Below are 22,955 nucleotides of genomic sequence, written 5' to 3'. Positions count from 1 at the left end.
GCCCCATACTGGTGCAACGACGGAATGGATATGAACCGTGCGGAATTATTTAATCCGCTGAAATTTAGCGATTTATTATGCAGTAAGGAATAACGGGAATCGGGGGAAGAGAGGCTGAAAGGCTGCTTGTGTAAAAATAATGTTACATTTTTGTGAGTCTGAAAATGCGTGCACACCGGCGCACGCATCGGATTCACTTATGACTGACTGGCGCTGGCGGGCAACTTTTTCAGACTTATCGCCATGCGGTTGTAGGTGTTCATCAGACCAATCGCGATGTTCAGATCGACAATCTCTTTTTCACTGAAGTGCGCTTTCAGTGCGGTATAGCGGTCGTCTGGCGCACCCTGCTGAGCAATAAGGGTCAGGCATTCAGCCCAGTGCAGGGCAGCCTTCTCTTTATCACTGAACAGCGTACCGGATTCCTGCCAGACCGAGGTCAGCACGATCTTATCCCAGCCCATGCCCGCTTTATTCAGTGCTTTGGTATGTAAATCAATGCAGTAGGCACAGCCATTAATCTGCGATATGCGCAGGAACAGCAGTTCCAGTAAAGTGAGCGGCAGATCGGTTTGTGCCAGATAACTGTATACGCCGCCCAGCGCTTTCATGCCTGCCGGTGCTGCACTGTGAAAATCGATACGTTCGCTCATCTTATTGCCTCATTCAGGGTTGATAAGGCGATTTTCAGCCTTTCAATGGAGCAGATAAAGTGCCAAAAAATGAGAGTCTGACTGGTCCATCGCCGCTTTCCACGCTGACACTGCAGCGCGGCGCGTCACGTGGCCTCAGTGAACAACTGCGCCAGTTGATTGAACAGGCGATTGGTGAAGGACGTTTACAACCTGGCGCACGTCTGCCTTCTTGCCGCGATCTGGCCGCTCAGCTCGGCGTGGCGCGTGGCACCGTTCGCGCCAGTTATGACATGCTGGTTGATGGTCAGTTTCTGCAGGCCAGAGGCGCGGCGGGTACCTTCGTCAGCCCATTACCGCCGTTAAAACCGGTCAATGCCGAGGCTGAACGCCAGCTGCTGGAGGGTGCAGAGGAGTATGAAGCGCCACCGCTGACCTTCCAGATGGGCATTCCTGCCAGCGATGCATTCCCGGCCAAAGTCTGGCTGCGCATTCTGCAGCGTCAGACGCGCATGCAGGTCAGCAGACCGGCCAGCTATCCCGATCCCCGCGGCAGCTTAGCGTTGCGGCAGGCGCTGGTGGCCTACCTGGCGGTGGCACGCGGCCTGCGCTGTCAGGCGGACCAGATTATTATTACCAGCGGCTATGCTGGCGCAATGGGGCTGATTGGGCTGGCAATGAATTTTCAGGGTAAAACAGCATGGCTGGAAGATCCCGGATTCTGGGTGGCGCGTCGCGCGGTTGAAGTGCTGCGCGTCACGCCGGTTGCCGTGCCGGTTGATGCCGAAGGGTTGCAGGTTGAGGCCGGGATTGCCCGCGCGCCGGATGCCGCTTTTGCGCTGGTCACACCGGGACAGCAGGCGCCGCTTGGCATGACGATGAGCCTGGCACGCCGCCATGAATTGCTTAACTGGGCCAGCCGCGCGCAGCGCTGGATTATCGAAGATGACTATCTCGGCGAGCTTCAGCCCGGCAATCGCGCCGCGCCGGCACTGGCCGCGCTCGACAGCCAGGGGCGGGTGTTGCACATCGGCACGTTCAGCAAGACGCTGACGCCGCAACTGCGTCTCGGTTTTATGGTGGTGCCACCCGCGCTGATGGCCCGGTTCGGTGAGGTCTGCGCGTTGCTTTCGCCTGCCTCCTCCGGATTGCTGCACAACGCGGTGGCGGAATTTCTGCGGGATGGCCACTTTATGCGGCATCTGCGGCGCATGAAGCGCGTCTATCATGAGCGGCTGGAGCAGATGATCGCGGCGCTGCATCCTCACTTTCCTGACCTGCAACGCGCCGGGCTGGCGGTGATTGTCCGTTTACCCGCCGGTTCACCGGATCAGGTGATTGCGCAGCAGGCGGTGGAGTGGGGCATGGCACCGTCGCCGCTGTCGATCTGGTATCAGCAGGCGGATCAGCGCGGTGCGGGCCTGTTACTGGGGACGGCACATCTGCCACGTGAAGGTTATGCGCGCAGTGCCGAACGGCTAAAAGCGCTGGTCGATGCGCAGGCGGTCAGCCCCTGAACCAGCGACGCCAGACAAAACGGATAACAAAAAACTCCAGTGCGCCCAGCAGCAAAAACCAGACGCAAAACACCACCGTATAGAGCTGATTCAGGTCCTGCAAATGGAACATCTGCAACAGATGCTGCGCTACCGTCACGCTAAAGGCGGGCGCGGGCAGCAGCAGCGCCGAGAGAAAGCCCAGCAGTAAAATGCCACCAGGCACGATCAACGTTTCAAAAGGGTTATTCATAACCGGTATCCCATATTTATCAGCCCGGCATTTTCCGGTAAACGGCGACACGGTTCAATGGTGGCGCGCTGCTTCGTGCGCATCCGGCATGCTACATGGCCAGAGAAATGGTCAGAAAACGCTTTGCTACCATCGACTTAGCGCGATTCATAGCGGATGATAAGAGTTATAGCCTTTGCTATACTTAAATCCCTGATTTTACTGTCTTTTTATCTTTGGGTTTGCATGGTAGACTGCGCCCACTTTTTCATAACTGAACACTTTGTGTGGTGAATTCAGCGTGAATTGCCGCTTTTTCGCCCCAGGTGAATAAATCATGACCTTTATTGCCACTTTAATTCTTGCGCTGGGCATGTCGATGGACGCGTTTGCTGCTGCTCTGGGCAAAGGTGCCACATTGCATCGTCCCGGTTTTAAAGAAGCGCTGCGTACCGGTCTGATTTTCGGCTCAATTGAAGCGCTGACGCCGCTGATTGGCTGGGCGCTTGGCCTGGCCGCCAGCCGTTACATCATGGCGTGGGATCACTGGGTTGCCTTCATCCTGCTGGCGTTTCTGGGTGGCCGTATGATGATGGAAGGCTTCCGTCAGACTGCTGTCGCAGAACCCTGTGAAGCCCCGCAAAGCCATGGCTTTATGGTACTGGCGACCACCGCGGTAGCGACCAGCCTGGATGCGCTGGCTGTTGGTGTGGGTCTGGCTTTCCTGCAGGTGAACATCATTACTACCGCGCTGACCATTGGTGCAGCCACTACGGTGATGGCGACGACTGGCGTATTAGTCGGGCGCTTTATTGGTCCGATCCTGGGAAAATGGGCGGAAGTGCTGGGTGGAGTCGTGCTGATTGCCGTCGGCTCCACCATTCTGTTGCAGCATCTCGGCTACACCGCGTAGGGCTTTTGCACATAAAACCGTCATTTTTGTGATCTGGTTCAAATTTATTTGCTGTTAAAACGCACAGGAGCTATACTTTTTCGGTATATGTTCAACTAAATTTGAATCAGGTGTTCCATGAAACGTATTTTTAAACACGTGTTCCGCGCTTACGTTGAGACGTTCAAACACGTACCGCCGGGTGCCATGTACTAAGCACCCCGCAAGAAACCCTCGATAATCGCGGTCAGGGATCGACCTGTGATTATCACCTTTTCTGCTTTTTCTGCCTTTGCTTCTGCTGATTTAAACCCGCGTTTTTGCACTTCGGGTGCATCCTGTTTGTTGCTACTCCTCTCCTTCTGATTTTCCCGTTATGCGTCACTTTGAGCCAGAAAAGACGTTGCTGCAGTGATCTAATCTGCCCGGGAGATTTCCGGATGCCAGACAAAATGGCGGCATACCTTAAACAGGAAACAAGCACTTTTAATGGGTCACGGGATTGCCTGTGCCGAAACAAAGATTCACGGTTAACCCTGATGATTCTTCCTGAATATTTCAGTAAACCATTCGATAAAGACCCGGACCTTAGGCGGAAGATAGCGTCGGTCAGGGTAGAGTATAGAAACCGGTTTCGTCACAGTCGCATAACCCGATAATACTTCCTTCAGCTGGCCTGTTTCGAGGCAGGGCTTTAATGCCGTATATAATGCGTGAAGCATGCCGAGGCCCGCCACGCCACATGAAAGAAGGACGTCAGAATTGTTAACTCGTATGCTGCTTCCCGGATGCCGTGAAACAATTTCGCCATTCATGACAAATTTCCATTCCTGGATGTCCCGACTGTGTTCATTAAAAAAATAAATGGCTTTGTGATCTTTAAGGTCATCAGGCGTTAAAGGAGTGCCATATTTATCCAGATAAGAGGGTGCTGCACAGGTGACCATCTGCAGGCTGCCCATTCTGCGCGAAATAAAATTCGAATCAGCAAGCTCACCGAGACGAATAACACAGTCCACACCTTCTGTAATTAAATGGGTCAGGCGATCTGAAGCGGTTAAGACTATTTCAATTTCAGGATATAAAGCCTGAAACTCGCTTAATTGTGGGATCAGGATACTGTGCGCCAGCGCCAGTGGAACATCAATGCGCAGCTGGCCACGAGGTCGCTGATTTGAAGAGTAAGAAGCCATTATATCGCTGGCATCACTCAGCAGCGCTTTAGCCCGCTGATAAATTTCCTCCCCTTCAACGGTCACACTCAGACTGCGCGTGGTGCGGTGCAATAGCTTAACGCCAAGCTTGTCTTCCAGTTGTTGTACGGACTTACTGACCGCAGGGCGATGCAGCTGCAAGGCGTCAGCGGCCCGGCTGAAACTACGGAATTCAACGACGTGAACAAAAATATCCATCAATTCCAGCATGTTCGAGCGCATCATCTAACTCCGCAAAAAATATTCCTGCCGAAATAGTGTATTGCGGATTATATCTCATTCCGATTGTTTCTCCTGCAGTAACACTGAAGTCCTTTTACGTGGCTTTTTACGCCTGCCTGCTTTTTTTATCATCGTCCTATTCGATGCATACACATGGGAAATGACAAAATGAAAGCATGGTTACTGAAAGATTTTGGCCTTGAAAACTTAAAGCTTGAAGAGGTGGAAACGCCTGTACCTGGTCCGGGTGAACTTCTGGTTAAAGTTGGTGCGGTGTCTCTGAACTTCAGGGATAAGGCAATAGTAGAGGGCTTCTATGAGCCTCATCTGGTTCCAAAGCCACTGATTCCTGTCTCTGATGCCACGGGTACCGTTGTTGCCACGGGGCAGGGTGTGTCCCGTTTTAGCACGGGTGATCGCGTTAACTCGCATCTCTATTCACGCTGGTTAGAGGGTGAACCTGCGGCCGATGAGCCAGCATGGTGTATTGGAATGCCGTTACCCGGCGGGCTGGCTGAGTACATGATCATTCATGAGGACAGCGCAGTTAAAGCGCCTGACAGCATGACAGATGAAGAAGCCTCTACACTTCCCATCGCTGCACTTACGGCATGGTACTCGCTAATGGATATCGGCAATCTGCAACCCGGTCAGACCGTGCTCGTACAGGGAACCGGTGGTGTATCGGTCTTCGCTGCTCAGATAGCGCATGCCTATGGTGCACGTGTCATTGCCACCTCCAGTAACGATGCAAACCTTGAGCGCATTAAATCACTGGGAGCTGATGAAGGAATTAACTATAAAAAATACCCTGAGTGGGAAAGAAAAGTGCTTGAAATGACTGATGGTAAAGGCGCTGACGTAACGATAGATGTCGCCGGGGGCAATGGCATCAATCAGTCAATTGCTGCGACAAAAGTTGCCGGTACGATTGCTCAGGTAGGATTTCTGACCGGCCAGACAGCACAACTTGATTTGATGCCGTTAATTTTCCGTCAGACAAAAATCCGGGGCATTGCGGTTGCACCACGCTCCTCGTTTGATCGGATGAATCCGTTCCTCAATAAACATAATATTAAACCCGTCATTGAACAGGTTTACAGCTTTAATGAGGCGGTTGAAGCCTTCCGGCATCTCTCCCGTGGTGCATTTGGCAAAATCGTCATCAGAATTAGTGACTGATAACGACTTTTTATTCCTCAATTCTGGCAGTTTTCACCGACTGCCAGATACTTTCGGATCCCATTCTCACCGCGTTAAACCCCTTCTCAAAGCGTACTTATATCCTTTCTGCACATCGTCAAAAGGGCCGCTTTCTGTATCACCACGACCGGCAGCGGTGAGTTACTTTTGCGGATGGATAAGCAGAAAATGCATCAATTTTCGCCCGGCAAAAACGCTCCTGTCTTAAATCGCATCGGCCAAAAATTCAATAAATGTCCGTACTTTCGAATTGAGTGCCGAACGTTCGGTGACACAGGCATAGATATTCATCGGCAGGGACTCAATGGTGCTCTCGCCACTGTGACCTGACCAGGCCAAAGGCCTTAGCAGACCGCTGTCTATCAGTGGCTGAGCAACAAAACTTGCCAGACGGGCAATGCCGCCGCCGTTTACGGCTATTCTGGCGATGATATCAATATCATCGCTGATAAAACTGGGGTTGAGTTTTGCATTAACAGGCTGTCCGTTGACCATAAACGTCCATGGCAGAAACCGTCTGTCGGTGGGATAGCGGAAAACCAGGCAGGCGTGCTGGCTAAGTTCTCCAGGCGTCTGAGGCGTACCAGAGCGATCAAGGTAAGCGGGAGCCGCACAGAATATAAAGGGTAACGATGCAATTTTTCTGGCGATCAGTTGATCATTCAGCTGTGCTTCGATGCGGATACTGACATCGACGCCTTCCAGGCGATGATCGACGTTGCGATCGGTACTGATCAGTTCAATATCTATATCGGGGAAAGACGCTTTGAAAGCGGGCATAAGGGGAGCCAGAACGTACCGACCAAACGCGGCTGTCGTAGCGATACAAAGTGGGCCCTGCGGTTTGGTTTCATTCGCAGCAGCCTGCGAGGCGAGTTCGATATCCTGTGGGATGTGACGGACTTTCTCGAAATAGCGTTTACCGTTTTCCGTTAAGGTCATGCTGCGGGTGGTGCGCGATAGCAGTCGCACGCCCAGATGCGCTTCAAGACGGGAAAGACTCTGGCTGATTGCTGCCGGACTCATACCTTTAGCGCGTGCCGCCGCTGCAATACTGCCGTTTTCCACCACGCGGATAAAAGTGCTAATCAGCCCTAAAATGTCCATCGTATCCTCAACCGTTAATTCGTCACTTTTACTTAATAATGATTAAAGCATAACCGCTCTACAACCCCCCGCATAAGCTTGTTAAGTTAGCCGCAGTCTTATCTACTTTTGTTAAACAGGATATTCAGATGACTGATGCTGCAACAAAAAAAACCTTACGAACCCGCTTGCCGGTGCGCACGACACCTTACATATTTGCACTTTATATGGCGATCATCATGGCGTTCCTGATGAGTCTGGTCATCACGTTAGCCGAATTCGGAATGGGGCCTCATTACATGACAAATGTGATGAATGCTTACCGGGTCGCCATGCCAGCGGCTTTCTTTTGCATACTGGTTGTCCGTCCTGTTGTTATCCGGCTCGTAGGATTGACCGTTCACGGTCACTGAGACAGTCAGCATGCCCAAAATGGGCGGACAGGTAGGGTTTAGCCCGCTTCTCGCTCATCGCGGCAGGCTGCTTCTGCACCAGAATGGAGGCGGGTGGCAAACCTCCAGCATTTCAGATGCAGGGTGAGGGCGGGCAGGTCGTCCGGATACTGACCGGTACCAGGATTAAAGATACCGAAGAGTCGGGCGTACGACATGCAGCAGGTAAAGCTCACAGATAAGGAGGGCGAGGAAACCCCTTCGCTGGCCGTGCGGAAATTTTTAGGCGATGTGATATCACTGGCTCTGTTTATTGTTAAACATCAACGTTAAATCGGCACCGTCATTATGACGGGCTTAACCTGCTCCTCTTCGCACACAGCGGAGCCTGAAGCACTTCCTGAGCAGTCAAAATAAAACAGCCATTCAGCCATCTGAGTGTTTAAATGGTTAAAATAAATAAACTTATACATTGCTAAATTATTATCGCTATGTCTTAATGCGTCATCGGTTTGGAACACAGACCTTATGAAAGCAGTTTTAGTAAAGTAGTCCTCAGTTCAAGTGTTATCCACAGATATCCTTCTTCGAGAGCCTCCTCCTAAGTGCCCAATAAGTAAATCTCTAACTACAGGCCATCTTCGCCGCTCTTAGTGGCTAATCGATTAAGGAAATATCTATGTCTAACAAAATGACTGGTTTAGTAAAATGGTTTAACTCAGATAAAGGTTTTGGCTTTATCACTCCTGATGATGGCAGCAAAGATGTATTCGTACATTTCTCTGCTATCCAGGGTGATAACTACAAAACGCTTGATGAAGGTCAGAAAGTCTCCTTCACCATTGAAAATGGCGCCAAAGGTCCTGCAGCTGGCAACGTCACAGCGCAGTAAGCCGCGCTCATTATCAGCGACGCTTACAATAGCGATGAAGACATAAGTCTGAGCAGATAAGCTCTGCTGATAATAAAAGAAACCCGCCCAGTGCGGGTTTTTTATTGCCTGAAATTCGCATCATCTCTGGTCCGTTGACCTGCTCCGCGTTTATCAGGCTACCCCGATGTTAATCCTCTCTTCATAAACCCTGCTCGTTATGAAATGTTACGTTAAGCCATCGGGCAAAAGCCATAACGCGCTTTTTGAAATCAGCGATGCTCCCCTGAGGCGTATTACTGATTGCCAGCAAGTCATCCATTTCTTTTGCTAACGCTGGATATCGGGCATTGAATGTAAAGCGATACTCCTCGGGTGTTTCAGTCATTGCCTTCCCGCTTACACCAGACAGATCTCCCGCCAGAGTTCATCACCCGCAATGCCAGCGTCTTCTTATGCGAAACCCCATACTTTTTCACACCATCGCGCCGATAACCCGCCTGCTGCCTGATCCCGACCTACACTGAATTATTCTCCCCAAACCAGGAGCAGCGGATGATCCAGAAGCATCGACGAAAACAGGCAGCGATTGTGGCAGGTGTTGGATTGGGTGTGGCGGCCACGTTATGGGGCATGAAACGCTGGCGGCAGCTTAAGGAGACGCCGCCGGTGTCGCCGAACAGTCATCACGCCGGTCTGGCCGGTTATTATCAGCAGATTGGTGACTGGCGCATGTTTACCCGCGTTACGCCCAATGAGGCTCAGGGACTGCCGGTCGTGTTAATCCACGGTCTGGTGATGTCGGGCCGGGCGATGGAGCCACTGGCGCTGGCGCTGGGGCGCGACTATCACGTGCTGGTGCCGGATCTGCCCGGTTTTGGCGCCAGCACACTGCCCCCTTCTGCGCCGATCATGTCGGTGGATCAGCTGGCGGATGCGCTGTGGCTGTGGTTACAGCATAACGGTTTCCAGCGCGCTATCTGGGTCGGCAATTCGTTTGGCTGCCAGATTCTGGCCGCGCTGGCGGTGAAACATCCACAGGCTGTGGCGGGACTGGTGCTGCAGGGACCGACGGTCGATCGTCATGCCCGCAGTCTGCCGCGTCAGCTCTGGCGCGACTGGCGTAATGGCCGGCTGGAATCACGTCGTCCACCGGGGCCACTGGCCCGAATCGATTACGCCAAAGCGGGCCTGCGGCGCGCCTTCGGTACCCTGCGTGCCATGATGCGCGACCGCATTGAGCATCGCCTTACTTACATTAACGCACCCACGTTGCTGCTGCGGGGCTCGCGCGATCCCGTCTGTCCGGCCCGCTGGCTGGATGAACTCGCCGCCCTGATGCCGCGCAGTGAACGACTGACATTACGCGACGGGACGCACACATTGCACTACGTCTACCCGTGGAGTTTCTGTCACGCCATCCGCCCGTTCCTGGCACGTATCCAGCAGGAGGATCAACATGAATAAACCACCAAGAGGGATTGCCCGCTTTGACTCTGCTGCCGCCATGCTGCTTGCGCTGGCCAATGCGCTGCACGACCGCCCCTTTGCCAGCCCCAGCCAGTCACCGACGCTGGATCGCCTGTTGCCCTCACTGAACCGGCTGCCGACCGGACTGCGTGAGTGGGGCTATGCGCTGGGCGGCATGGCAGAAGGCATCAACCTGCGTCAGGCGGGTGAACTGGATGTGGAAGGGATCGCCGAATGGATGGTGAGTGAATACCCGCAACAGGATTATCCGGCGGCCTTTATCGGTTCATCGAACGGCGCGCTGGTGCATCTGGCGTCAGCGATGAGCGTGCCCTGGCTGCCGCAAACCTTTCTCTGTCCGGTGCGCGCGGCCAATAGCGATCCCGATGATGTACAGGCGAGTTTTGAGCAGGGTAAAGAGGTGGCGGCGGCACTGCTGGCCGCCTGGCCGCGTCTTGCGGTTCACCATATGCATGACCCGAATCAGGATCGGTTGATGCTCGATCAGATGCGCTATTTCCGGCTGAAACTGCGCGAGCTGCCGCTGGCCTTTAACGAATTCCTGATGGGAAGTCTGCCCGCTGGCTCCACGCTGTTTATCAATCACTGCACCCGGCAGTGGCCGGTAACGCGCACCAGCGATCGCTCGTTTTTCCAGTTTGGTGCGCCGGGCGGAGCCAGCGAAAAAGAGTTTATGCAGGGTGGTCCGCGCGTGGCGGAATATCTGGCACGCTATGGCATCGATCGCGAGCGCTGGACGCCGCCGGCCATTACTGACCACGTGCCGGAAGCGGAGTGGGGACTGGATGGTTATCTGATTTCGCCGCTGAAAAAACTGGCGGCGGCGCAGAACTGGAAGCTGATGGAGATTCGTTACGAAGATCCGGAGGCGATGAGCTATGTGGTGGCAGAGATCTACCGCGACTGGTATCTGGCGGCGGGAATTTTACCGACCCGGCTGACGGTGGACAGCTTCCTGTTGATGGACCCGTGGTGCACTCAGCAGCAGCAGGCGATTCCATTCTGGCTGAGCTTCAGCAACGAATCCTCGGCCTCGGCCCTGCAACGCTTCCTGGAAAAACAGCCGCCGTTCCGCAACATCGACATGATGCTCTTTTCTCACGGCACCGACAGTATCGGTCTGGCGGAGATTGACCGCTGGCGGGCGCTGCTCTCCCATGCACGTGATGAAGGCGTATTCATCGGGGTGGATGAAGAACGTTTCCCGCGTGATTTCGCGACGTTTGCCCGTTTCGACTCGGCGCTGCGTGAACGGGCGCCGCTGTTGCCACCTCCACCCGCGCTGAGCGCGGAGAAGGTGATGACGGGTATTCAGCGTTATGGTGCGAAATATGGGGTCACCCTGACGGCGCTGACGTAGCAGTCGCGCCGTCAGCCGTGATTATTCGCCGTCGGTGATCGGCTGGCGCACCAGCAGCAGGTAGGCGAGTGCGCCAACCAGCGTCACGCAGGCACAAATCATCAGCGCCATGCTGAACGATTTGGTGGTGTCGAGCACCCAGCCGGTGATGACCGGCGCGAACGAGGCGAAGATAAAGCTGGCGAAGTTCTGGATGCTGCCGACAGACGCTGTCATACGGGCGGTGACGTTGGCGTGGATCAATCCCCAGCACGACGTTCCGGCGAAGTGGATACAGAACAGCGCCATCCCAATCAGCGTTACCGCGCTGGTGGTGTCGGTCGCGCGGGTCACCACGGCGGTAAAGCCGGCGGACAGCAGCATCCCGCTTACGATGCAGACTTTGCGGGTTTTCACCGCGTTAAAGCCGCGACGTACCAGCGAGTCGACCACATAGCCATTCAGCAGCATGCCCGCCGCACCGAACAGGAACGGAATTGCTGCCAGCAGGCCGGTACTTTTAAGGTCGAGATGGTAGGTCGACTGCAGATAGCCCGGCAGCCACGCGATATAGAGCCAGGCGGTGTAGTTGATGCCGCTGAAGCCAATCATCATGCCCCACATGGTGCGCTGCTTAAACAGGCCGCGCCACTCTTTGAAGCTGATCGGCTCTTTACGCGAGGCGACGCTGCCCGCCTGCAGATAGTGGATCTCTTCAGCGCTCAGGGTGTTGTTGTCGCGGTCGCGGTAGATCATATACCAGCCGATAGCGAGGAACATGCCGAGGATACCGATCGTGACAAACATGCCACGCCAGCCCATCACCAGCATCATCGCCGCCAGAATCGGCGGAGCCACCGACAGTCCAATCATCGAAGCCGCATTGAACATCCCCATCGGCATGCCGCGATCTTTAATGTTGAACCAGTCGTTGATCACTTTCACGCCGCACGGGTTCATCGGCGCTTCACCAATGCCGAGGCCGATGCGCACCAGGATGAACTGGGTAAAGTTATGCACCAGGCCAGAGGCGGCCTGGAACAGCGACCAGATAAACATGCCAATGCCGAGCATAATGCGCGGCCCTTTACGATCCAGCAGCGCGCCGCACGGCAGTTGCGCCAGGCCGTAAGCCAGCGAAAAGGCGGAGAGCAGGAAGCCGATTTCGGTGGCGCTCAGCCCCATCTCCTCGCGGATGGTCATATTCGCGACCGACAGCGAGCTGCGATCCAGATAGTTGATGATGGCGGCGAACAGCAACAGCAGCATCGCCGTGATCTGAATCTTGCGGATACGCGGTGAACGCACCACGTCGCTACGCATCGGCACGAAATCCTGGTCTGGTGGCGTGTCACCAGCTGCGCTGTCGCGGCCGGTTACTGAAGTCTTTTCCATTGCACTCTCCCGAAACTGGGTACTTATCGTTATGGTGAGAAGGGGTCTGCGCGCAGCGGCAAAAGGCCGCCGTGACGTTGCAGTCGAGACTAAGAGCAAAGGGTTAAGGATGTTGCAAAGATGTTTCTGAATCGTGCGGGAGCTAATGCTTTGTGGTTTTTAATCGGTTTTTAATTGTACTGACCGATTGAGCGCACCATCGAGGTTTTAGCGGTCGCCAGATGATTATGTAATGCACAGAGGGCATCGACATCCTGACGGCCAATCAGCGCGGTCAGAATCGCCATATGCTCCTCCAGCGCCACAATATTTCTCTGCTTGAGGTCGCTCTCATCCCACTGATAATGCGAGTGAAAGATCACCGAGATAATCTCCAGCGACTGATTGAAAAACGGGTTGTTGGCGGCGGATAAAATCAGCGAATGCATCTGACGATCCAGCGCGGCAAAGTGGCGATAGTTGCTGGCGATGGTATCGCGCATCGATCGGTGACGATCCAGCAGATCCCGCGCCTGAACCCAGCGCTCGTCGCCTGCGGGCAGATTCAGGAAACGGCTCAGGGCATGGGTTTCCAGCATCTCGCGCAGTTCAAACAGCTTCTCGGCGTAATCCTGGGTGAATTTTTTCATCCGCCACTGGCCGCGTCTGACCGGCTCCAGCAGGTCATAGCGCATAAAGCGCAGCAGGAATTCGCGCACCACCACCGGACTGACTTTCACCTGCTGCGCCAGTTGCAGCTCGCTGAAGGTATCGCCGGGCACCAGCTGCCGCTGATTAATCATATTAAAAAACATCTGCTCAAAGTGGCTGGCCTGCTGCTCAATCGGCGGCGTTAACGCGCTAAAACCGTCATCTTGGCGCGGATCGCGCACGATAACCCAGGTTTGATCCACCTTATCCAGCACGCCGCACTGATGCAGATAGTGCAGGGTGTGGCGCACCGTAGTCCGGCTGATATTAAACATTTCCGCCAGTGCCGCCTGGGGCGGCAGCGGTGAACGAATGTGGTGCTGAGCGATGCTTTCCAGCATCTGGTTGATGACGTTCTGGCGCAAATTCTGGCTGCGGCTCATCTCACTCTCCGGTTTTTTATGCATTAAAAACCATTCAAAGCCCAAAAAAATCGCGGTGCTTCACACTTCCCGCAAACGAACACCGCAGCGCGTGCAGGATTCGCCATAACTGCCTGCAGGACAACCGGAGAATCACCATGACAACAATGAAAGCACTGGTCATCGCTGAACCACGTAAGATGGTATGGACCACCCGCGATATCCCCACGCCCGCCGCTGGCGAGGTAGTGATTAAAATCCTCACCGCGGGAATCTGCGGCACCGACATCCACGCCTGGTCCGGTAATCAGCCATTCTTCAGCTATCCACGGGTGCTGGGCCATGAAATCTGTGCCGAAGTCGTGGCGCCGGGAAGTGATGCGGAGGACTTTCAGCCGGGCCAGCGGGTAGCGTTAATGCCCTACATCTCCTGCCTGCGCTGTGACGCCTGCCAGAGCGGCAAGACCAACTGCTGTGAGCAGATCTCAGTGATTGGTGTGCATCAGGATGGCGGGTTCTGCGACTACCTGAGCGTGCCGGTCAGCACGCTGCTGGCGGTGGATGATGTCGCGCCGGAAGCGGCTGCGCTGATTGAGCCCTTTGCCATCAGCGCCCATGCGGTGCGTCGTGCCGCAATTGTGGCGGATGAGCAGGTGCTGGTGGTGGGAGCCGGACCGATTGGGCTGGGTGTTGCCGCTATCGCCGCCGCCAGCGGCGCGCAGGTGGTGGTCGCGGATACCAGCGTATTTCGTCGCCAGCATGTTGCTGACCAGCTCGGCCTGGCGGCACTGAATCCGGCTGATGAAGCGTTTTACAGCGCGCTGCGCGAGGAGTTTGGTGGCCGTCTGGCGCTGAAGGTGATCGACGCCACCGGCAGCCCGGCGGCGATGAACAATGCGGTCAACCTGATGCGACACGGCGGCACTATCGTTTATGTCGGTCTGCACAAAGGCGATCTGGTGATCCCGGACAGTGAATTCCATAAAAAAGAGACCACCCTGATGGGCAGCCGCAACGCCACCCGTGAAGATTTCGATCGGGTGCGTGCGCTGATGGCCAGCGGCCAGCTGCGCGCCGAAATGATGCTGAATCACCATCTGGCCTTCTCCACGCTGGATGAAACCTTTGAGGCGCAAATTATCAACAACCGCGAGCTGATCAAAGGCGTGATTCATTTCGACCGGTAACGCGGCCAGTCGGTTCGCGTGGTTCAGGGCGCGGTGAGGGTCTGAAAGAAGTGCGCCCGCACCGCGTCAGCATCCACGCCAAGTGCGATACGCTGGGCGGGCAGGCCGTTAAAGGGATCCTGGCGGGAGGCCAGCGCGCTCAGCTTACGCACCGTCTGACCGCAGGCGATGCCCTCCGTGATCACCCGCAGCGGGCTTTCGGTCAGGGTAAACGCCTGTGGCAGAGTGAGCCACGCCACCGCCAGGGTGTCGTGCAGCGCCATACCCTCGAACCCCTCTTTCTGCAGGCTATAAGCCAGGTAAGGGCGACAGATCGCACTCAGCACCGGCTGATTCAGACGCTGAACCTCATCGCCGCTGATCAGCACCTTGTGCGTGACATCCAGCGGGATCACCACCACGTTCAGCGCCGAGGCGAGCACCTGATCGGCAGCATGCGGATCTTTCCAGATATTAAATTCGCTGAAGGGCGTCACGTTGCCACTGTGCCCGTCGGTGCCAAATGCGCCGCCCATGATCACCAGCTCTTTCACCAGCGGAATAATATCCGGTGCCTGATTAATGGCCGTGGCGATATTGGTCAGCGGACCAATCGCCACCAGGGTGATCTGATGCGGCTGCGCCCGCACGCTGTCGATAATAAACTGCACCGCGCCCGGCGCCTGATCGCTGCAGGTATTATCAAACGCATCGCCCAGCCCATCTTCACCGTGCAGTCTGGCAGGCGCAGAGGGTGGCAGCGCCAGCGGTCGTGAACAGCCGCGATAGACCTCCGCGTTAATCGCCATTTTCCCGCAAAACAGTCGGGCGTTTTTCACCGCCTGACCCACTGCCACGTTGCCGAAGACCGTGGTAATCCCCAGCAGATGCTGCGTCCGCGCCGCATAGGCCAGCGCAAAGGCGTCATCCACGCCGATATCGGTATCAAAAATCAGGGTACGCATAGGGTCTCCGCAACAGGCTGTAAACCATCAGCATTACTCCGTCTGTGGCGTGCGCGTCAAGGTTTTCAGCCGCCATGACCTCACTGTTGCCAGCCTGAAACGGGCGTCGTATTATCACCGGCTCAAGGTGATGGCGTGCCACCTTCCCCAACCGCCGGTGGGCTTTACACCGGCTGATGACGCCTGACACTCAATCCTTTCGCGGGAGCTGAGGTGTCAGGCGCAGTTTATCTCTGCCTTTCCCCCTCAGCCCGGCGTCAATCTGCAATCAGGAGCAAGACATGTTGAAACCGTTATTGGCTGTGATGATCGGCGGCTCTGCCGGCTGTGTACTGCGCTGGCTCTTTGCGATGCGCTTTAATTCGCTCTTTCCCAATCTGCCACCTGGCACACTGCTGGTGAATCTGATCGGCGGTCTGGTGATCGGCGGCGCGATGGCCTGGTTTGTTCGCCATCCCGACCTCGACCCATTCTGGAAACTGCTGATCGTCACCGGACTGTGCGGCGGGCTGACCACCTTCTCCTCTTTTACGGCGGAATTAATGGGGTTGCTACAATCAGGGAACTATTTCTGGGCGATGACCAGCGCGCTGGTGCATGTGATCGGTTCGCTGCTGATGGCGTTTGCCGGTTTCGCACTGGTCACGATGCTGGGCTGATCCGGCTAAGCGGCGCTTGTCATACTCCTTAATAGGTAGATACTGTTTCAGGTTTTACGCCCGACCATCCCGCATGAACGGGCGCAGAAGCTGAACGTCACCGATTATTCCGGACGATTAAGGAGCCGAGCAATGCGAACTAACCCCACTTTCCTTAACCTGGTGCTGTTAAACGGTGAGCCCGGCCAGAAACTTCAGGCGGCGCGTGACGCCGGTTTCGATCAGGTGGAGATCTGGCGCGAGGATGTCGAGGCGTGCGAGGGCGGCGCGGCGGCACTGGCTGAGATCGCTGCCCGGCAGGGACCTGGCTTTACCAATCTCCAGGTGCTGCGCGATTTCACCGGGGCACCCAGTGCGTTGCGCGGACAGAAGCGCGAAGAGCTGCGCCAGTTTATTCAGATTGCCCAGGCGCTGGGCTGCGACACCATTCAGGCGCCGGCCAGCACCCGTGAGGATTGCTGCGCCGACCAGATTGATGATGACCTGCGCTGGATGGCCTCTGAAGCTGCGCGCTACAACATGCGCATTATGTATGAGCCGATGGCCTGGTGCAGCGTGGATAACACCCTGCCGCTGGCGTGGCAGCGATTGCAGCGGCTCGATCAGCCCAATATCGGGCTGGTGGTCGATCTGTTTCATATCTGCGCACTGGGCGGCGATGCCTCACAGCTGGACGGTATCCCTGCCGATCGCATCTATGAAGTGCAGCTGTGTGATATGGCCGCCATGCCTGCGCAGGATAAGCAGAGCCTGATGGCGATGGCAAAGCATCAGCGTCTGCTGCCCGGCGATGGCATTATCGACATTGAACGCTTTGTCGATAAGCTCAAAAGCGCGGGCTATCAGGGACCGGTGGGCATTGAAGTCTTTAATGATGCGCTGAAACGCCTGCCGCCTGAGGTCGCTGCCCGTCATGCCTGGCAGGCATTAAAGCGCTGCTGGGGTTAATCCTGTAAGCACTGCGCGATAAACGCGGCGGCATGCATGGCACCCTGAGCGGAGATGGTGTGGCCGGTGGCAGGTTCAAATCGCGCTTCTACCGGCACCAGTGCGGCCCTGAGTCGTGCTGCGGCAGATTCGCTCTCCTGCCACGGGATCACCTCATCGGCCTGGCCGTGGATCAGCAGCGCGGGCAGATGAGGCTGTGGCGTCAGTTCACCGTCAACCGCCAGACGACCCGAAAAGGCGACCACGCCCGCCAGCGGATAACGGCCAGATGCCAGCGCATCCAGCGCCATGATCGACCCCTGTGAAAAGCCGACCAGCACCACATCCTGCCAGCGGTCGGCGAAGCCGTGCTGTGCGATAACGTCGCTGAGGGTCGCGTCAAACGCCGCCCGCGCGGCCCGTACCCGACCTGGCCGGTTCTCTGGCGTCACCTCCTCCAGGCTGAACCACTGCCAGCCAAAACCGGCGGTAAAACGTTCGGGCGCATTGGGTGAGGCAAAAATCACATCCGGCAACAGCGTCGCCCAGTGACGGCCAATCGGTGCCAGATCGTCGCCGTTACTGCCTACGCCATGCAGAAAAATTACCAGTGCTTTTGCCATTATTGCTCCTTTAAAGACCGTACTCACTCAGATCCGGGCCTGCCGGAACGATTCCGTTCGGGTTCAGTGCCTTGATTGAGTAGTAACCCTGTTTGATATGATCGATGCTGACCGTCTCTCGCACGCCGGAGACTGACAGCACGCTCTTAAGATAGCGATTCAGCAGCGTATAGTCGCGTATCCGGCGCAGGTTGCATTTGAACAGGCCATGATAGGCGACGTCAAAGCGAATCAGGGTGACGAACAGGCGAATATCGGTTTCAGTCAGCCGTTCACCCAGCAGGAAGGTGCGACCATCGCTGAGCAGGGCTTCCAGTTCGTCGAGCTGGCTGAAGACGTCATTAAATGCCTGCTGGTAGCTGATCGATGTGGTGGCGAACCCGGCGCGGTAAACGCCATTATTCAGACGCGGATAGAGACTCTCATTCAGCGCATCAATCTCAGAACGCAGCGCGGCGGGATAGAGGTCGATGCGGTTATCGGCCAGATCGCCAAAGCCGCTGTTGAACATACGCACAATGTCAGCGGACTCGTTGCTGACAATGGTGCCGTTTTTCTTGTCCCACAAGACCGGCACGGTGGCCCGGCCCGTGTAATCGGGCGCGACGCGGGTATAGATTTCATGCAGGTACTGCGCGTGATTCAGCGGGTCCTGCTGTGCGCCGGGAAAATTGCCAAAGCGCCAGCCCTGGGCACCGAGCTGCGGTTCAACCACCGTCACGCTAATCAGCGACTCCAGCCCTTTGAGCTTGCGGGCAATTAACGCGCGCGACGCCCATGGACAGATCAGCGCCACATAAAGATGGTAGCGATCTGCTTCTGCCGCAAATTCAGTGGAGCCATCGCTGCTGATAAAATGCCGGAAACCGGACGTCTGACGGACAAATCCGCCCTGTTTATCGGTCGACTGCACCGGGTGCCAGTCACTACTCCATTTGCCTTCTACTAACATCGCGCGACTCCTCTGTAATGTGAGAAGCAGCTTAACTGATGACTAAACGGCTGATAATCCGGTCATAAAGACAATCATTTCTTCCATTCTGGAAGAAATTACGCGGGCGGAAAACGGGTAAAGTGACTCACCAGGAAGTCGATAAGCAGGCGCGCCCGGTGTGCCAGATGACGGGCGGGCGGATAAACCGCAAACAGGCCAAGTGGTGGCGTGTCAAAATTCTCCAGCAGCCGGACAATCTCACCGCGTTGCAGCGCGGGAGCCGCAATAAAACCGGGCAGCCGCGCAATGCCCAGTCCGGCCATCGCGGCCTGCAGGCAGGCTTCGGTATTGGCGAAGCGCAGACGCCCGCGGACCGGTACGGTGACAATCTCGCTGCCGCCGCTGCCGCCGCTGCCGCCGGCAAACGGCCAGTGCCAGGGATCGCGAAAATTGGTGTCGATGATGCACTGATGCTGGGGCATCTCGCGCCAGTGCTGCGGCGTGCCAAACTGCTCAAGATAGACCGGCGAGGCGGCGATGCGCACATGCACCTCACCCAGCTTGCGCGCGACCAGGCTGCTGTCGCTGAGGGTGCCGATACGGATCGCCATATCAAAGCCTTCATCGACGATGTTGACGGACCGGTCTGAAAAGCTGACATCCAGTTCAATCAGCGGATAGCGTCGGGCAAACGCCACCAGCACCTCAGACAACACCACAGTACCAAAGGAGCCGGGTGCGCTGATTTTCAGCCTGCCGGTAGGCGTGGTGGCGCTTTCACGCACGCTGGCATCCAGCGTTTCAAACGCATCGAGCAGGTTTTTGACCCGCTCATAATAGCTGCGCCCGACATCGGTGGGCGACAGGGCGCGCGTGCTGCGCTTAAACAGCTGGACGCCGAGCCGCTGCTCCAGCTTTGAAACCAGCTTGGAAGCCTGACTGCTGCTGGTGCCAAGACGTAACGCCGCCGCAGAAAAGCTGCCGGTTTCCAGCACCGTGACAAACATCCGGTCACAATCGAGTCGATCCATGGCGGTGTCCTGTGGAGATAAAGTCGCAGTATAGAAGCTGTGCTCCGCTGATGCAGCCTTCACTTTGCGTGCCTTAACCCTTTCGCTGACGCGGAAAACCTGCTTGACTGACTCTCTGCCCGACGTTCTCTGGAGTAATTCATGTCGCTGATTCACCTGACGTCACTGGCGGAGATCCCGGCCGCCGAGTGGGATGCGCTGTTGCCTGATGACCAGCCCTTTTTGCGCCACGCCTTTCTGCTCACGTTAGAACAGAGCGGCAGCGTGCGGTTAGAGGCGGGCTGGCAGCCCGATCATCTGCTGTGGCGGGAGGAGGGCGTGACCCGCGCCGCGCTGCCAGGCTACCGCAAACGCCATTCACAGGGCGAGTACGTCTTTGACCACGCCTGGGCGGATGCCAGCCAGCGCGCCGGGATCCGCTACTACCCGAAATGGCTGGGCGCGATCCCCTTCAGCCCGGTCAGCGGTGCGCGCCTGCTGGGCGAAACCGCTGCCGCAGCGCAACTGCTGTCGGCCCTGCCTGAGAGCCTGTTACAGCAGGGCTTAAGCGGGGCACATATCAACTTTACCGATGCGCAGGCTAACCAGCTGCTGGCCGATCAGCCCGACTGGCTCTCCCGGCTCGGTTGTCAGTATCACTGGCATAACCGTGGCTACCGCGATTTTCAGGATTTCCTGGATTCGCTGATGTCGCGCAAGCGCAAACAGCTGCGTAAAGAGCGTGAGCAGGTGATGCAGAGCGGCTTTGAGTTTGACCGCTACCTGGGCTATCAGCTGCGCGAAGATCAGTGGGATTTTGTCTATACCTGTTACGCCAACACCTATGCGGTGCGCGGTCAGCGTCCCTATCTGACGCGTGACTTTTTCAGCCTGCTGGCGGAACGCATGCCGCAGAACATTGTGGTGGTGATCGCCCGTTTACAGCAGCAACCGGCCGCCATGGCGTTTTATCTGCGGGACAGCAACGCGCTCTATGGCCGCTACTGGGGCTGTCTTGCGGAGTTTGACCGGTTGCACTTCGAAACCTGTTTCTATCAGGGAATGGATTTGGCCCTGGATGAGGGGCTGACGCGGTTTGATGCTGGCGCACAGGGCGAGCACAAGCTGGTGCGCGGCTTCGAGCCGCAGATTACCCACTCCTGGCACTATCTGCTGCATCCCGGCCTGCGTGATGCGGTCGCTGATTTTCTGGTGCAGGAGCGGGAAGGCGTGCGCGGCTGGGCGGAAGAAGCCCGCGACGCCTTACCCTATCGACGCGGCGATTAATCGATGCCGACAAAACCGCCGGTCTGATGCTGCCACAGCCGGGCATAGAGACCGTTTTGCGCCAGCAGCTCGTGATGGCTGCCCATCTCGGCAATGCCGCCTTTATCCAGCACCACCAGCCGATCCATCTTCGCGATGGTCGACAGGCGGTGCGCGATGGCGATAACGGTTTTGCCCTGCATCAGTGACTCCAGGCTCTCCTGAATCGCCGCTTCCACTTCGGAGTCGAGCGCCGAGGTGGCCTCATCCATGATCAGAACCGGCGCATCCTTCAGCAGCACGCGGGCTATCGCCACACGCTGACGCTGACCGCCCGACAGTTTCACGCCGCGCTCGCCCACGTGCGCATCCAGCCCGGTGCGACCCAGCGAGTCGGAGAGCAGCGGGATAAACTCATCGGCGCGGGCGCGGTGAATCGCAAGCTGCAGCTCCTCTTCGCTGGCGTCGGGACGACCATACAGCAGGTTTTCACGGATTGAGCGGTGCAGCAGCGAGGTGTCCTGGGTGATCATGCCAATCTGGCTGCGCAGGCTCTCCTGCGTCACGGCGGCGATATCCTGATCGTCGATCACAATCCGCCCTGCGTTCAGGTCATAGAGGCGCAGCAGCAGGTTCACCAGCGTCGATTTACCGGCGCCCGAGGGACCAATCAGCCCAATCTTCTCACCAGGTTTGATGTCAAGATTAAAGCCGTTAATCACCTGACGGCCACCGCCATAATCGAAGCGCACATCCTCAAAGCGGATGTTGCCGCGCGTCACCTTAAGCTGCTTCGCCTGCGGCGCATCCTGCACGCTCAGCGGCTGCGCAATGGTTTTCAGGCCATCCTGTACCGTACCAATATTTTCGAAAATGCCGTTGACCACCCACATGATCCAGCCGGACATATTCACCAGGCGGATCACCAGACCGGTCGCCAGTGCAATCGCCCCGACGCTAATCAGCGACTGGCTCCATAACCACAGCGCCAGCCCGGAGGTCGAGACAATCAGCAGGCCGTTCAGCGCCGACAGGGTCAGATCCATGCTGGTGACCATGCGACCGGCGTTCTGGGTTTTTTCGGTCTGCTCCTGAATCGCCTCACGCGCATACTGCCGTTCCAGATCGCTGTGAGCGAACAGCTTGATGGTGGCGATGTTGGTATAACCATCGACAATGGTGCCCATCAGCTTAGATCGCGACTCTGAGGAGACCACCGAACGCGCTTTAACGCGCGGCACAAAGAAACGCAGCGAGGCGCTGTAGGCCACCATCCACAGAATCAGCGGGATCATCAGCCGCCAGTCGGCACCGGCAAACAGCACCAGTGAAGTCACCGCGTAGATCAGCACGTGCCAGATGGCATCCACCAGCTGCACCGCGGAATCGCGCAGTGAACTGCCGGTCAGCATAATGCGCTGGGCGATGCGACCCGCGAAATCGTTCTGGAAGAAATTGAGGCTCTGGCGCAGCACGTAGTTGTGATTCTGCCAGCGGATCATGCTGGTCATGCTCGGGCTGATGCTCTGATGCACCAGCATGTCGTGCAGGGCGATAAAAATCGGCCGCAGAATCAGCGCCACCGCCCCCATCCACAGCAGTATCGGCCAGTTATCCCGAAACAGGCTGGCGGGCGTGGAGTGATTGACCATATCGATAATGCGGCTCAGATAGCTGAACAGCGACACTTCAATCAGGGCTGACGCCAGTCCCACTACCAGCAGTGCCGCGAAACTCGGCCAGACCTGCCGCAGATAGTAGAGGTAAAACGACCAGACCGTTGAGGGGGGCGAGTCGGTGGGCGCGTCATGAAAAATATTGATAAAACGCTCAAAACGGCGATACAACATAGCGATACTCTTTCCGTCCGGTAAAGAGCTACAGCTTA

24 protein-coding genes and 1 riboswitch are annotated in these 22,955 nt (G+C 56.5%); of the genes, 12 read left to right on the top strand and 12 right to left on the bottom strand.

Going from position 1 to position 22,955, the window contains the following annotated elements; all coding sequences use genetic code 11:
* Positions 1-197: 197 nt before the first annotated feature.
* Complete coding sequence (locus HFD94_RS20960; RefSeq protein ID WP_163640512.1) at positions 198-653, bottom strand: carboxymuconolactone decarboxylase family protein; 456 nt, start codon at positions 651-653, stop codon at positions 198-200.
* A gap of 59 nt (positions 654-712) precedes the next feature.
* Here HFD94_RS20960 and HFD94_RS20955 point away from each other — a divergent pair, with 59 nt between their 5' ends.
* Positions 713-2,149, top strand: a complete 1,437-nt coding sequence (locus HFD94_RS20955; RefSeq protein WP_167433522.1) for a PLP-dependent aminotransferase family protein — start codon at positions 713-715, stop codon at positions 2,147-2,149.
* Here HFD94_RS20955 and HFD94_RS20950 read toward each other — a convergent pair.
* On the bottom strand, positions 2,139-2,381 hold the full coding sequence (locus HFD94_RS20950; protein WP_010253517.1) for a DUF1158 domain-containing protein: 243 nt from the start codon (positions 2,379-2,381) through the stop codon (positions 2,139-2,141). The two genes, HFD94_RS20955 and HFD94_RS20950, sit on opposite strands and share 11 nt — an antisense overlap.
* 316 nt (positions 2,382-2,697) lie before the next feature.
* On the opposite strand from HFD94_RS20950, the gene mntP reads away from it, so the two are divergent.
* Together mntP and azuC are read left to right on the top strand one after the other, a co-directional pair.
* Positions 2,698-3,273, top strand: a complete 576-nt coding sequence (gene mntP, locus HFD94_RS20945; protein WP_010253515.1) for a manganese efflux pump MntP — start codon at positions 2,698-2,700, stop codon at positions 3,271-3,273.
* 117 nt (positions 3,274-3,390) lie between these two features.
* Positions 3,391-3,468: a stress response protein AzuC gene (azuC, locus tag HFD94_RS23195; protein ID WP_111534772.1), complete on the top strand. Its 78-nt coding sequence runs from the start codon at positions 3,391-3,393 to the stop codon at positions 3,466-3,468.
* Between the two features lie 314 nt (positions 3,469-3,782).
* Here azuC and HFD94_RS20935 read toward each other — a convergent pair whose 3' ends face one another.
* A complete protein-coding gene (locus HFD94_RS20935) occupies positions 3,783-4,688 on the bottom strand; it encodes a LysR family transcriptional regulator (RefSeq protein ID WP_167433525.1) in 906 nt (301 codons plus the stop codon).
* Positions 4,689-4,856: 168 nt separating this feature from the next.
* Here HFD94_RS20935 and HFD94_RS20930 point away from each other — a divergent pair, with 168 nt between their 5' ends.
* A complete protein-coding gene (locus HFD94_RS20930) occupies positions 4,857-5,870 on the top strand; it encodes an NAD(P)-dependent alcohol dehydrogenase (RefSeq protein ID WP_022623962.1) in 1,014 nt (337 codons plus the stop codon).
* Between the two features lie 225 nt (positions 5,871-6,095).
* Here the strand turns inward: HFD94_RS20930 and HFD94_RS20925 are convergent, their stop codons facing one another.
* Complete coding sequence (locus tag HFD94_RS20925; protein WP_122457504.1) at positions 6,096-6,998, bottom strand: LysR family transcriptional regulator; 903 nt, start codon at positions 6,996-6,998, stop codon at positions 6,096-6,098.
* A gap of 128 nt (positions 6,999-7,126) precedes the next feature.
* On the opposite strand from HFD94_RS20925, the gene HFD94_RS20920 reads away from it, so the two are divergent.
* Together HFD94_RS20920 and cspA are read left to right on the top strand one after the other, a co-directional pair.
* On the top strand, positions 7,127-7,390 hold the full coding sequence (locus HFD94_RS20920; RefSeq protein WP_010253502.1) for a DUF2798 domain-containing protein: 264 nt from the start codon (positions 7,127-7,129) through the stop codon (positions 7,388-7,390).
* A 658-nt stretch (positions 7,391-8,048) separates the two neighbouring features.
* Complete coding sequence (gene cspA, locus HFD94_RS20915; RefSeq protein WP_010671477.1) at positions 8,049-8,261, top strand: RNA chaperone/antiterminator CspA; 213 nt, start codon at positions 8,049-8,051, stop codon at positions 8,259-8,261.
* 181 nt (positions 8,262-8,442) lie between these two features.
* Here cspA and HFD94_RS20910 read toward each other — a convergent pair whose 3' ends face one another.
* Complete coding sequence (locus HFD94_RS20910; RefSeq protein ID WP_181955370.1) at positions 8,443-8,628, bottom strand: hypothetical protein; 186 nt, start codon at positions 8,626-8,628, stop codon at positions 8,443-8,445.
* A gap of 167 nt (positions 8,629-8,795) precedes the next feature.
* On the opposite strand from HFD94_RS20910, the gene HFD94_RS20905 reads away from it, so the two are divergent.
* Positions 8,796-9,707 (top strand): alpha/beta fold hydrolase, encoded by a 912-nt coding sequence (locus HFD94_RS20905; RefSeq protein WP_033766570.1) that lies wholly within the window; start codon positions 8,796-8,798, stop codon positions 9,705-9,707.
* Complete coding sequence (locus HFD94_RS20900; protein WP_167433521.1) at positions 9,700-11,091, top strand: hypothetical protein; 1,392 nt, start codon at positions 9,700-9,702, stop codon at positions 11,089-11,091. The genes HFD94_RS20905 and HFD94_RS20900 overlap by 8 nt, the downstream gene beginning before the upstream one ends.
* A gap of 21 nt (positions 11,092-11,112) precedes the next feature.
* Here the strand turns inward: HFD94_RS20900 and HFD94_RS20895 are convergent, their stop codons facing one another.
* Together HFD94_RS20895 and HFD94_RS20890 are read right to left on the bottom strand one after the other, a co-directional pair.
* Positions 11,113-12,465 (bottom strand): MFS transporter, encoded by a 1,353-nt coding sequence (locus HFD94_RS20895; RefSeq protein ID WP_010253488.1) that lies wholly within the window; start codon positions 12,463-12,465, stop codon positions 11,113-11,115.
* A 170-nt stretch (positions 12,466-12,635) separates the two neighbouring features.
* Positions 12,636-13,538: a GntR family transcriptional regulator gene (locus HFD94_RS20890; RefSeq protein WP_010253484.1), complete on the bottom strand. Its 903-nt coding sequence runs from the start codon at positions 13,536-13,538 to the stop codon at positions 12,636-12,638.
* A gap of 137 nt (positions 13,539-13,675) precedes the next feature.
* Here HFD94_RS20890 and HFD94_RS20885 point away from each other — a divergent pair, with 137 nt between their 5' ends.
* Complete coding sequence (locus HFD94_RS20885) at positions 13,676-14,704, top strand: zinc-binding alcohol dehydrogenase family protein (RefSeq protein ID WP_167433520.1); 1,029 nt, start codon at positions 13,676-13,678, stop codon at positions 14,702-14,704.
* Between the two features lie 23 nt (positions 14,705-14,727).
* On the opposite strand, the gene HFD94_RS20880 is transcribed toward HFD94_RS20885, so the two are convergent.
* A complete protein-coding gene (locus HFD94_RS20880; RefSeq protein ID WP_167433519.1) occupies positions 14,728-15,648 on the bottom strand; it encodes a nucleoside hydrolase in 921 nt (306 codons plus the stop codon).
* Positions 15,649-15,765: 117 nt separating this feature from the next.
* A riboswitch (Fluoride riboswitch) is annotated at positions 15,766-15,841 on the top strand.
* A gap of 88 nt (positions 15,842-15,929) precedes the next feature.
* Between HFD94_RS20880 and crcB the strand changes: the two genes are divergently transcribed.
* Positions 15,930-16,307: a fluoride efflux transporter CrcB gene (gene crcB / locus HFD94_RS20875; protein ID WP_061704379.1), complete on the top strand. Its 378-nt coding sequence runs from the start codon at positions 15,930-15,932 to the stop codon at positions 16,305-16,307.
* A gap of 132 nt (positions 16,308-16,439) precedes the next feature.
* Complete coding sequence (locus HFD94_RS20870) at positions 16,440-17,255, top strand: sugar phosphate isomerase/epimerase (protein WP_109653026.1); 816 nt, start codon at positions 16,440-16,442, stop codon at positions 17,253-17,255.
* On the opposite strand, the gene HFD94_RS20865 is transcribed toward HFD94_RS20870, so the two are convergent.
* From HFD94_RS20865 to HFD94_RS20855, 3 genes are all read right to left on the bottom strand, one after another.
* The gene (locus tag HFD94_RS20865) at positions 17,252-17,857 is read right to left on the bottom strand and encodes an alpha/beta hydrolase (RefSeq protein WP_010671486.1); all 606 of its coding nucleotides are present in this window, start codon (positions 17,855-17,857) and stop codon (positions 17,252-17,254) included. The genes HFD94_RS20870 and HFD94_RS20865 overlap by 4 nt on opposite strands.
* A 10-nt stretch (positions 17,858-17,867) precedes the next feature.
* Complete coding sequence (locus HFD94_RS20860; RefSeq protein WP_167433518.1) at positions 17,868-18,809, bottom strand: glutathione S-transferase family protein; 942 nt, start codon at positions 18,807-18,809, stop codon at positions 17,868-17,870.
* Positions 18,810-18,907: 98 nt separating this feature from the next.
* A complete protein-coding gene (locus tag HFD94_RS20855; protein WP_167433517.1) occupies positions 18,908-19,822 on the bottom strand; it encodes a LysR family transcriptional regulator in 915 nt (304 codons plus the stop codon).
* Between the two features lie 141 nt (positions 19,823-19,963).
* On the opposite strand from HFD94_RS20855, the gene HFD94_RS20850 reads away from it, so the two are divergent.
* On the top strand, positions 19,964-21,088 hold the full coding sequence (locus tag HFD94_RS20850) for a GNAT family N-acetyltransferase (RefSeq protein WP_010253462.1): 1,125 nt from the start codon (positions 19,964-19,966) through the stop codon (positions 21,086-21,088).
* Here HFD94_RS20850 and HFD94_RS20845 read toward each other — a convergent pair.
* Complete coding sequence (locus tag HFD94_RS20845) at positions 21,085-22,917, bottom strand: ABC transporter ATP-binding protein (protein WP_033759129.1); 1,833 nt, start codon at positions 22,915-22,917, stop codon at positions 21,085-21,087. The genes HFD94_RS20850 and HFD94_RS20845 overlap by 4 nt on opposite strands.
* Positions 22,918-22,955: the final 38 nt, after the last annotated feature.

It is taken from the genome of Pantoea sp. EKM20T (genome assembly GCF_011800485.1).
Taxonomy (GTDB): domain Bacteria; phylum Pseudomonadota; class Gammaproteobacteria; order Enterobacterales; family Enterobacteriaceae; genus Pantoea; species Pantoea agglomerans.
Note: the sequence above shows the minus strand (reverse complement) of the source record. Positions and strands in the feature narration are given on the sequence as shown.

What these genes read in the sequence shown, in the direction of transcription:
- HFD94_RS20960 (WP_163640512.1), bottom strand. Translation starts at nt 653, where the DNA reads ATGAGCGAACGTATCGATTTTCACAGTGCAGCACCGGCAGGCATGAAA.
- HFD94_RS20950 (WP_010253517.1), bottom strand. Translation starts at nt 2,381, where the DNA reads ATGAATAACCCTTTTGAAACGTTGATCGTGCCTGGTGGCATTTTACTG.
- mntP (WP_010253515.1), top strand. Translation starts at nt 2,698, where the DNA reads ATGACCTTTATTGCCACTTTAATTCTTGCGCTGGGCATGTCGATGGAC.
- azuC (WP_111534772.1), top strand. Translation starts at nt 3,391, where the DNA reads ATGAAACGTATTTTTAAACACGTGTTCCGCGCTTACGTTGAGACGTTC.
- HFD94_RS20935 (WP_167433525.1), bottom strand. Translation starts at nt 4,688, where the DNA reads ATGCGCTCGAACATGCTGGAATTGATGGATATTTTTGTTCACGTCGTT.
- HFD94_RS20930 (WP_022623962.1), top strand. Translation starts at nt 4,857, where the DNA reads ATGAAAGCATGGTTACTGAAAGATTTTGGCCTTGAAAACTTAAAGCTT.
- HFD94_RS20925 (WP_122457504.1), bottom strand. Translation starts at nt 6,998, where the DNA reads ATGGACATTTTAGGGCTGATTAGCACTTTTATCCGCGTGGTGGAAAAC.
- HFD94_RS20920 (WP_010253502.1), top strand. Translation starts at nt 7,127, where the DNA reads ATGACTGATGCTGCAACAAAAAAAACCTTACGAACCCGCTTGCCGGTG.
- cspA (WP_010671477.1), top strand. Translation starts at nt 8,049, where the DNA reads ATGTCTAACAAAATGACTGGTTTAGTAAAATGGTTTAACTCAGATAAA.
- HFD94_RS20910 (WP_181955370.1), bottom strand. Translation starts at nt 8,628, where the DNA reads ATGACTGAAACACCCGAGGAGTATCGCTTTACATTCAATGCCCGATAT.
- HFD94_RS20905 (WP_033766570.1), top strand. Translation starts at nt 8,796, where the DNA reads ATGATCCAGAAGCATCGACGAAAACAGGCAGCGATTGTGGCAGGTGTT.
- HFD94_RS20900 (WP_167433521.1), top strand. Translation starts at nt 9,700, where the DNA reads ATGAATAAACCACCAAGAGGGATTGCCCGCTTTGACTCTGCTGCCGCC.
- HFD94_RS20895 (WP_010253488.1), bottom strand. Translation starts at nt 12,465, where the DNA reads ATGGAAAAGACTTCAGTAACCGGCCGCGACAGCGCAGCTGGTGACACG.
- HFD94_RS20890 (WP_010253484.1), bottom strand. Translation starts at nt 13,538, where the DNA reads ATGAGCCGCAGCCAGAATTTGCGCCAGAACGTCATCAACCAGATGCTG.
- HFD94_RS20885 (WP_167433520.1), top strand. Translation starts at nt 13,676, where the DNA reads ATGACAACAATGAAAGCACTGGTCATCGCTGAACCACGTAAGATGGTA.
- HFD94_RS20880 (WP_167433519.1), bottom strand. Translation starts at nt 15,648, where the DNA reads ATGCGTACCCTGATTTTTGATACCGATATCGGCGTGGATGACGCCTTT.
- crcB (WP_061704379.1), top strand. Translation starts at nt 15,930, where the DNA reads ATGTTGAAACCGTTATTGGCTGTGATGATCGGCGGCTCTGCCGGCTGT.
- HFD94_RS20870 (WP_109653026.1), top strand. Translation starts at nt 16,440, where the DNA reads ATGCGAACTAACCCCACTTTCCTTAACCTGGTGCTGTTAAACGGTGAG.
- HFD94_RS20865 (WP_010671486.1), bottom strand. Translation starts at nt 17,857, where the DNA reads ATGGCAAAAGCACTGGTAATTTTTCTGCATGGCGTAGGCAGTAACGGC.
- HFD94_RS20860 (WP_167433518.1), bottom strand. Translation starts at nt 18,809, where the DNA reads ATGTTAGTAGAAGGCAAATGGAGTAGTGACTGGCACCCGGTGCAGTCG.
- HFD94_RS20855 (WP_167433517.1), bottom strand. Translation starts at nt 19,822, where the DNA reads ATGGATCGACTCGATTGTGACCGGATGTTTGTCACGGTGCTGGAAACC.
- HFD94_RS20850 (WP_010253462.1), top strand. Translation starts at nt 19,964, where the DNA reads ATGTCGCTGATTCACCTGACGTCACTGGCGGAGATCCCGGCCGCCGAG.
- HFD94_RS20845 (WP_033759129.1), bottom strand. Translation starts at nt 22,917, where the DNA reads ATGTTGTATCGCCGTTTTGAGCGTTTTATCAATATTTTTCATGACGCG.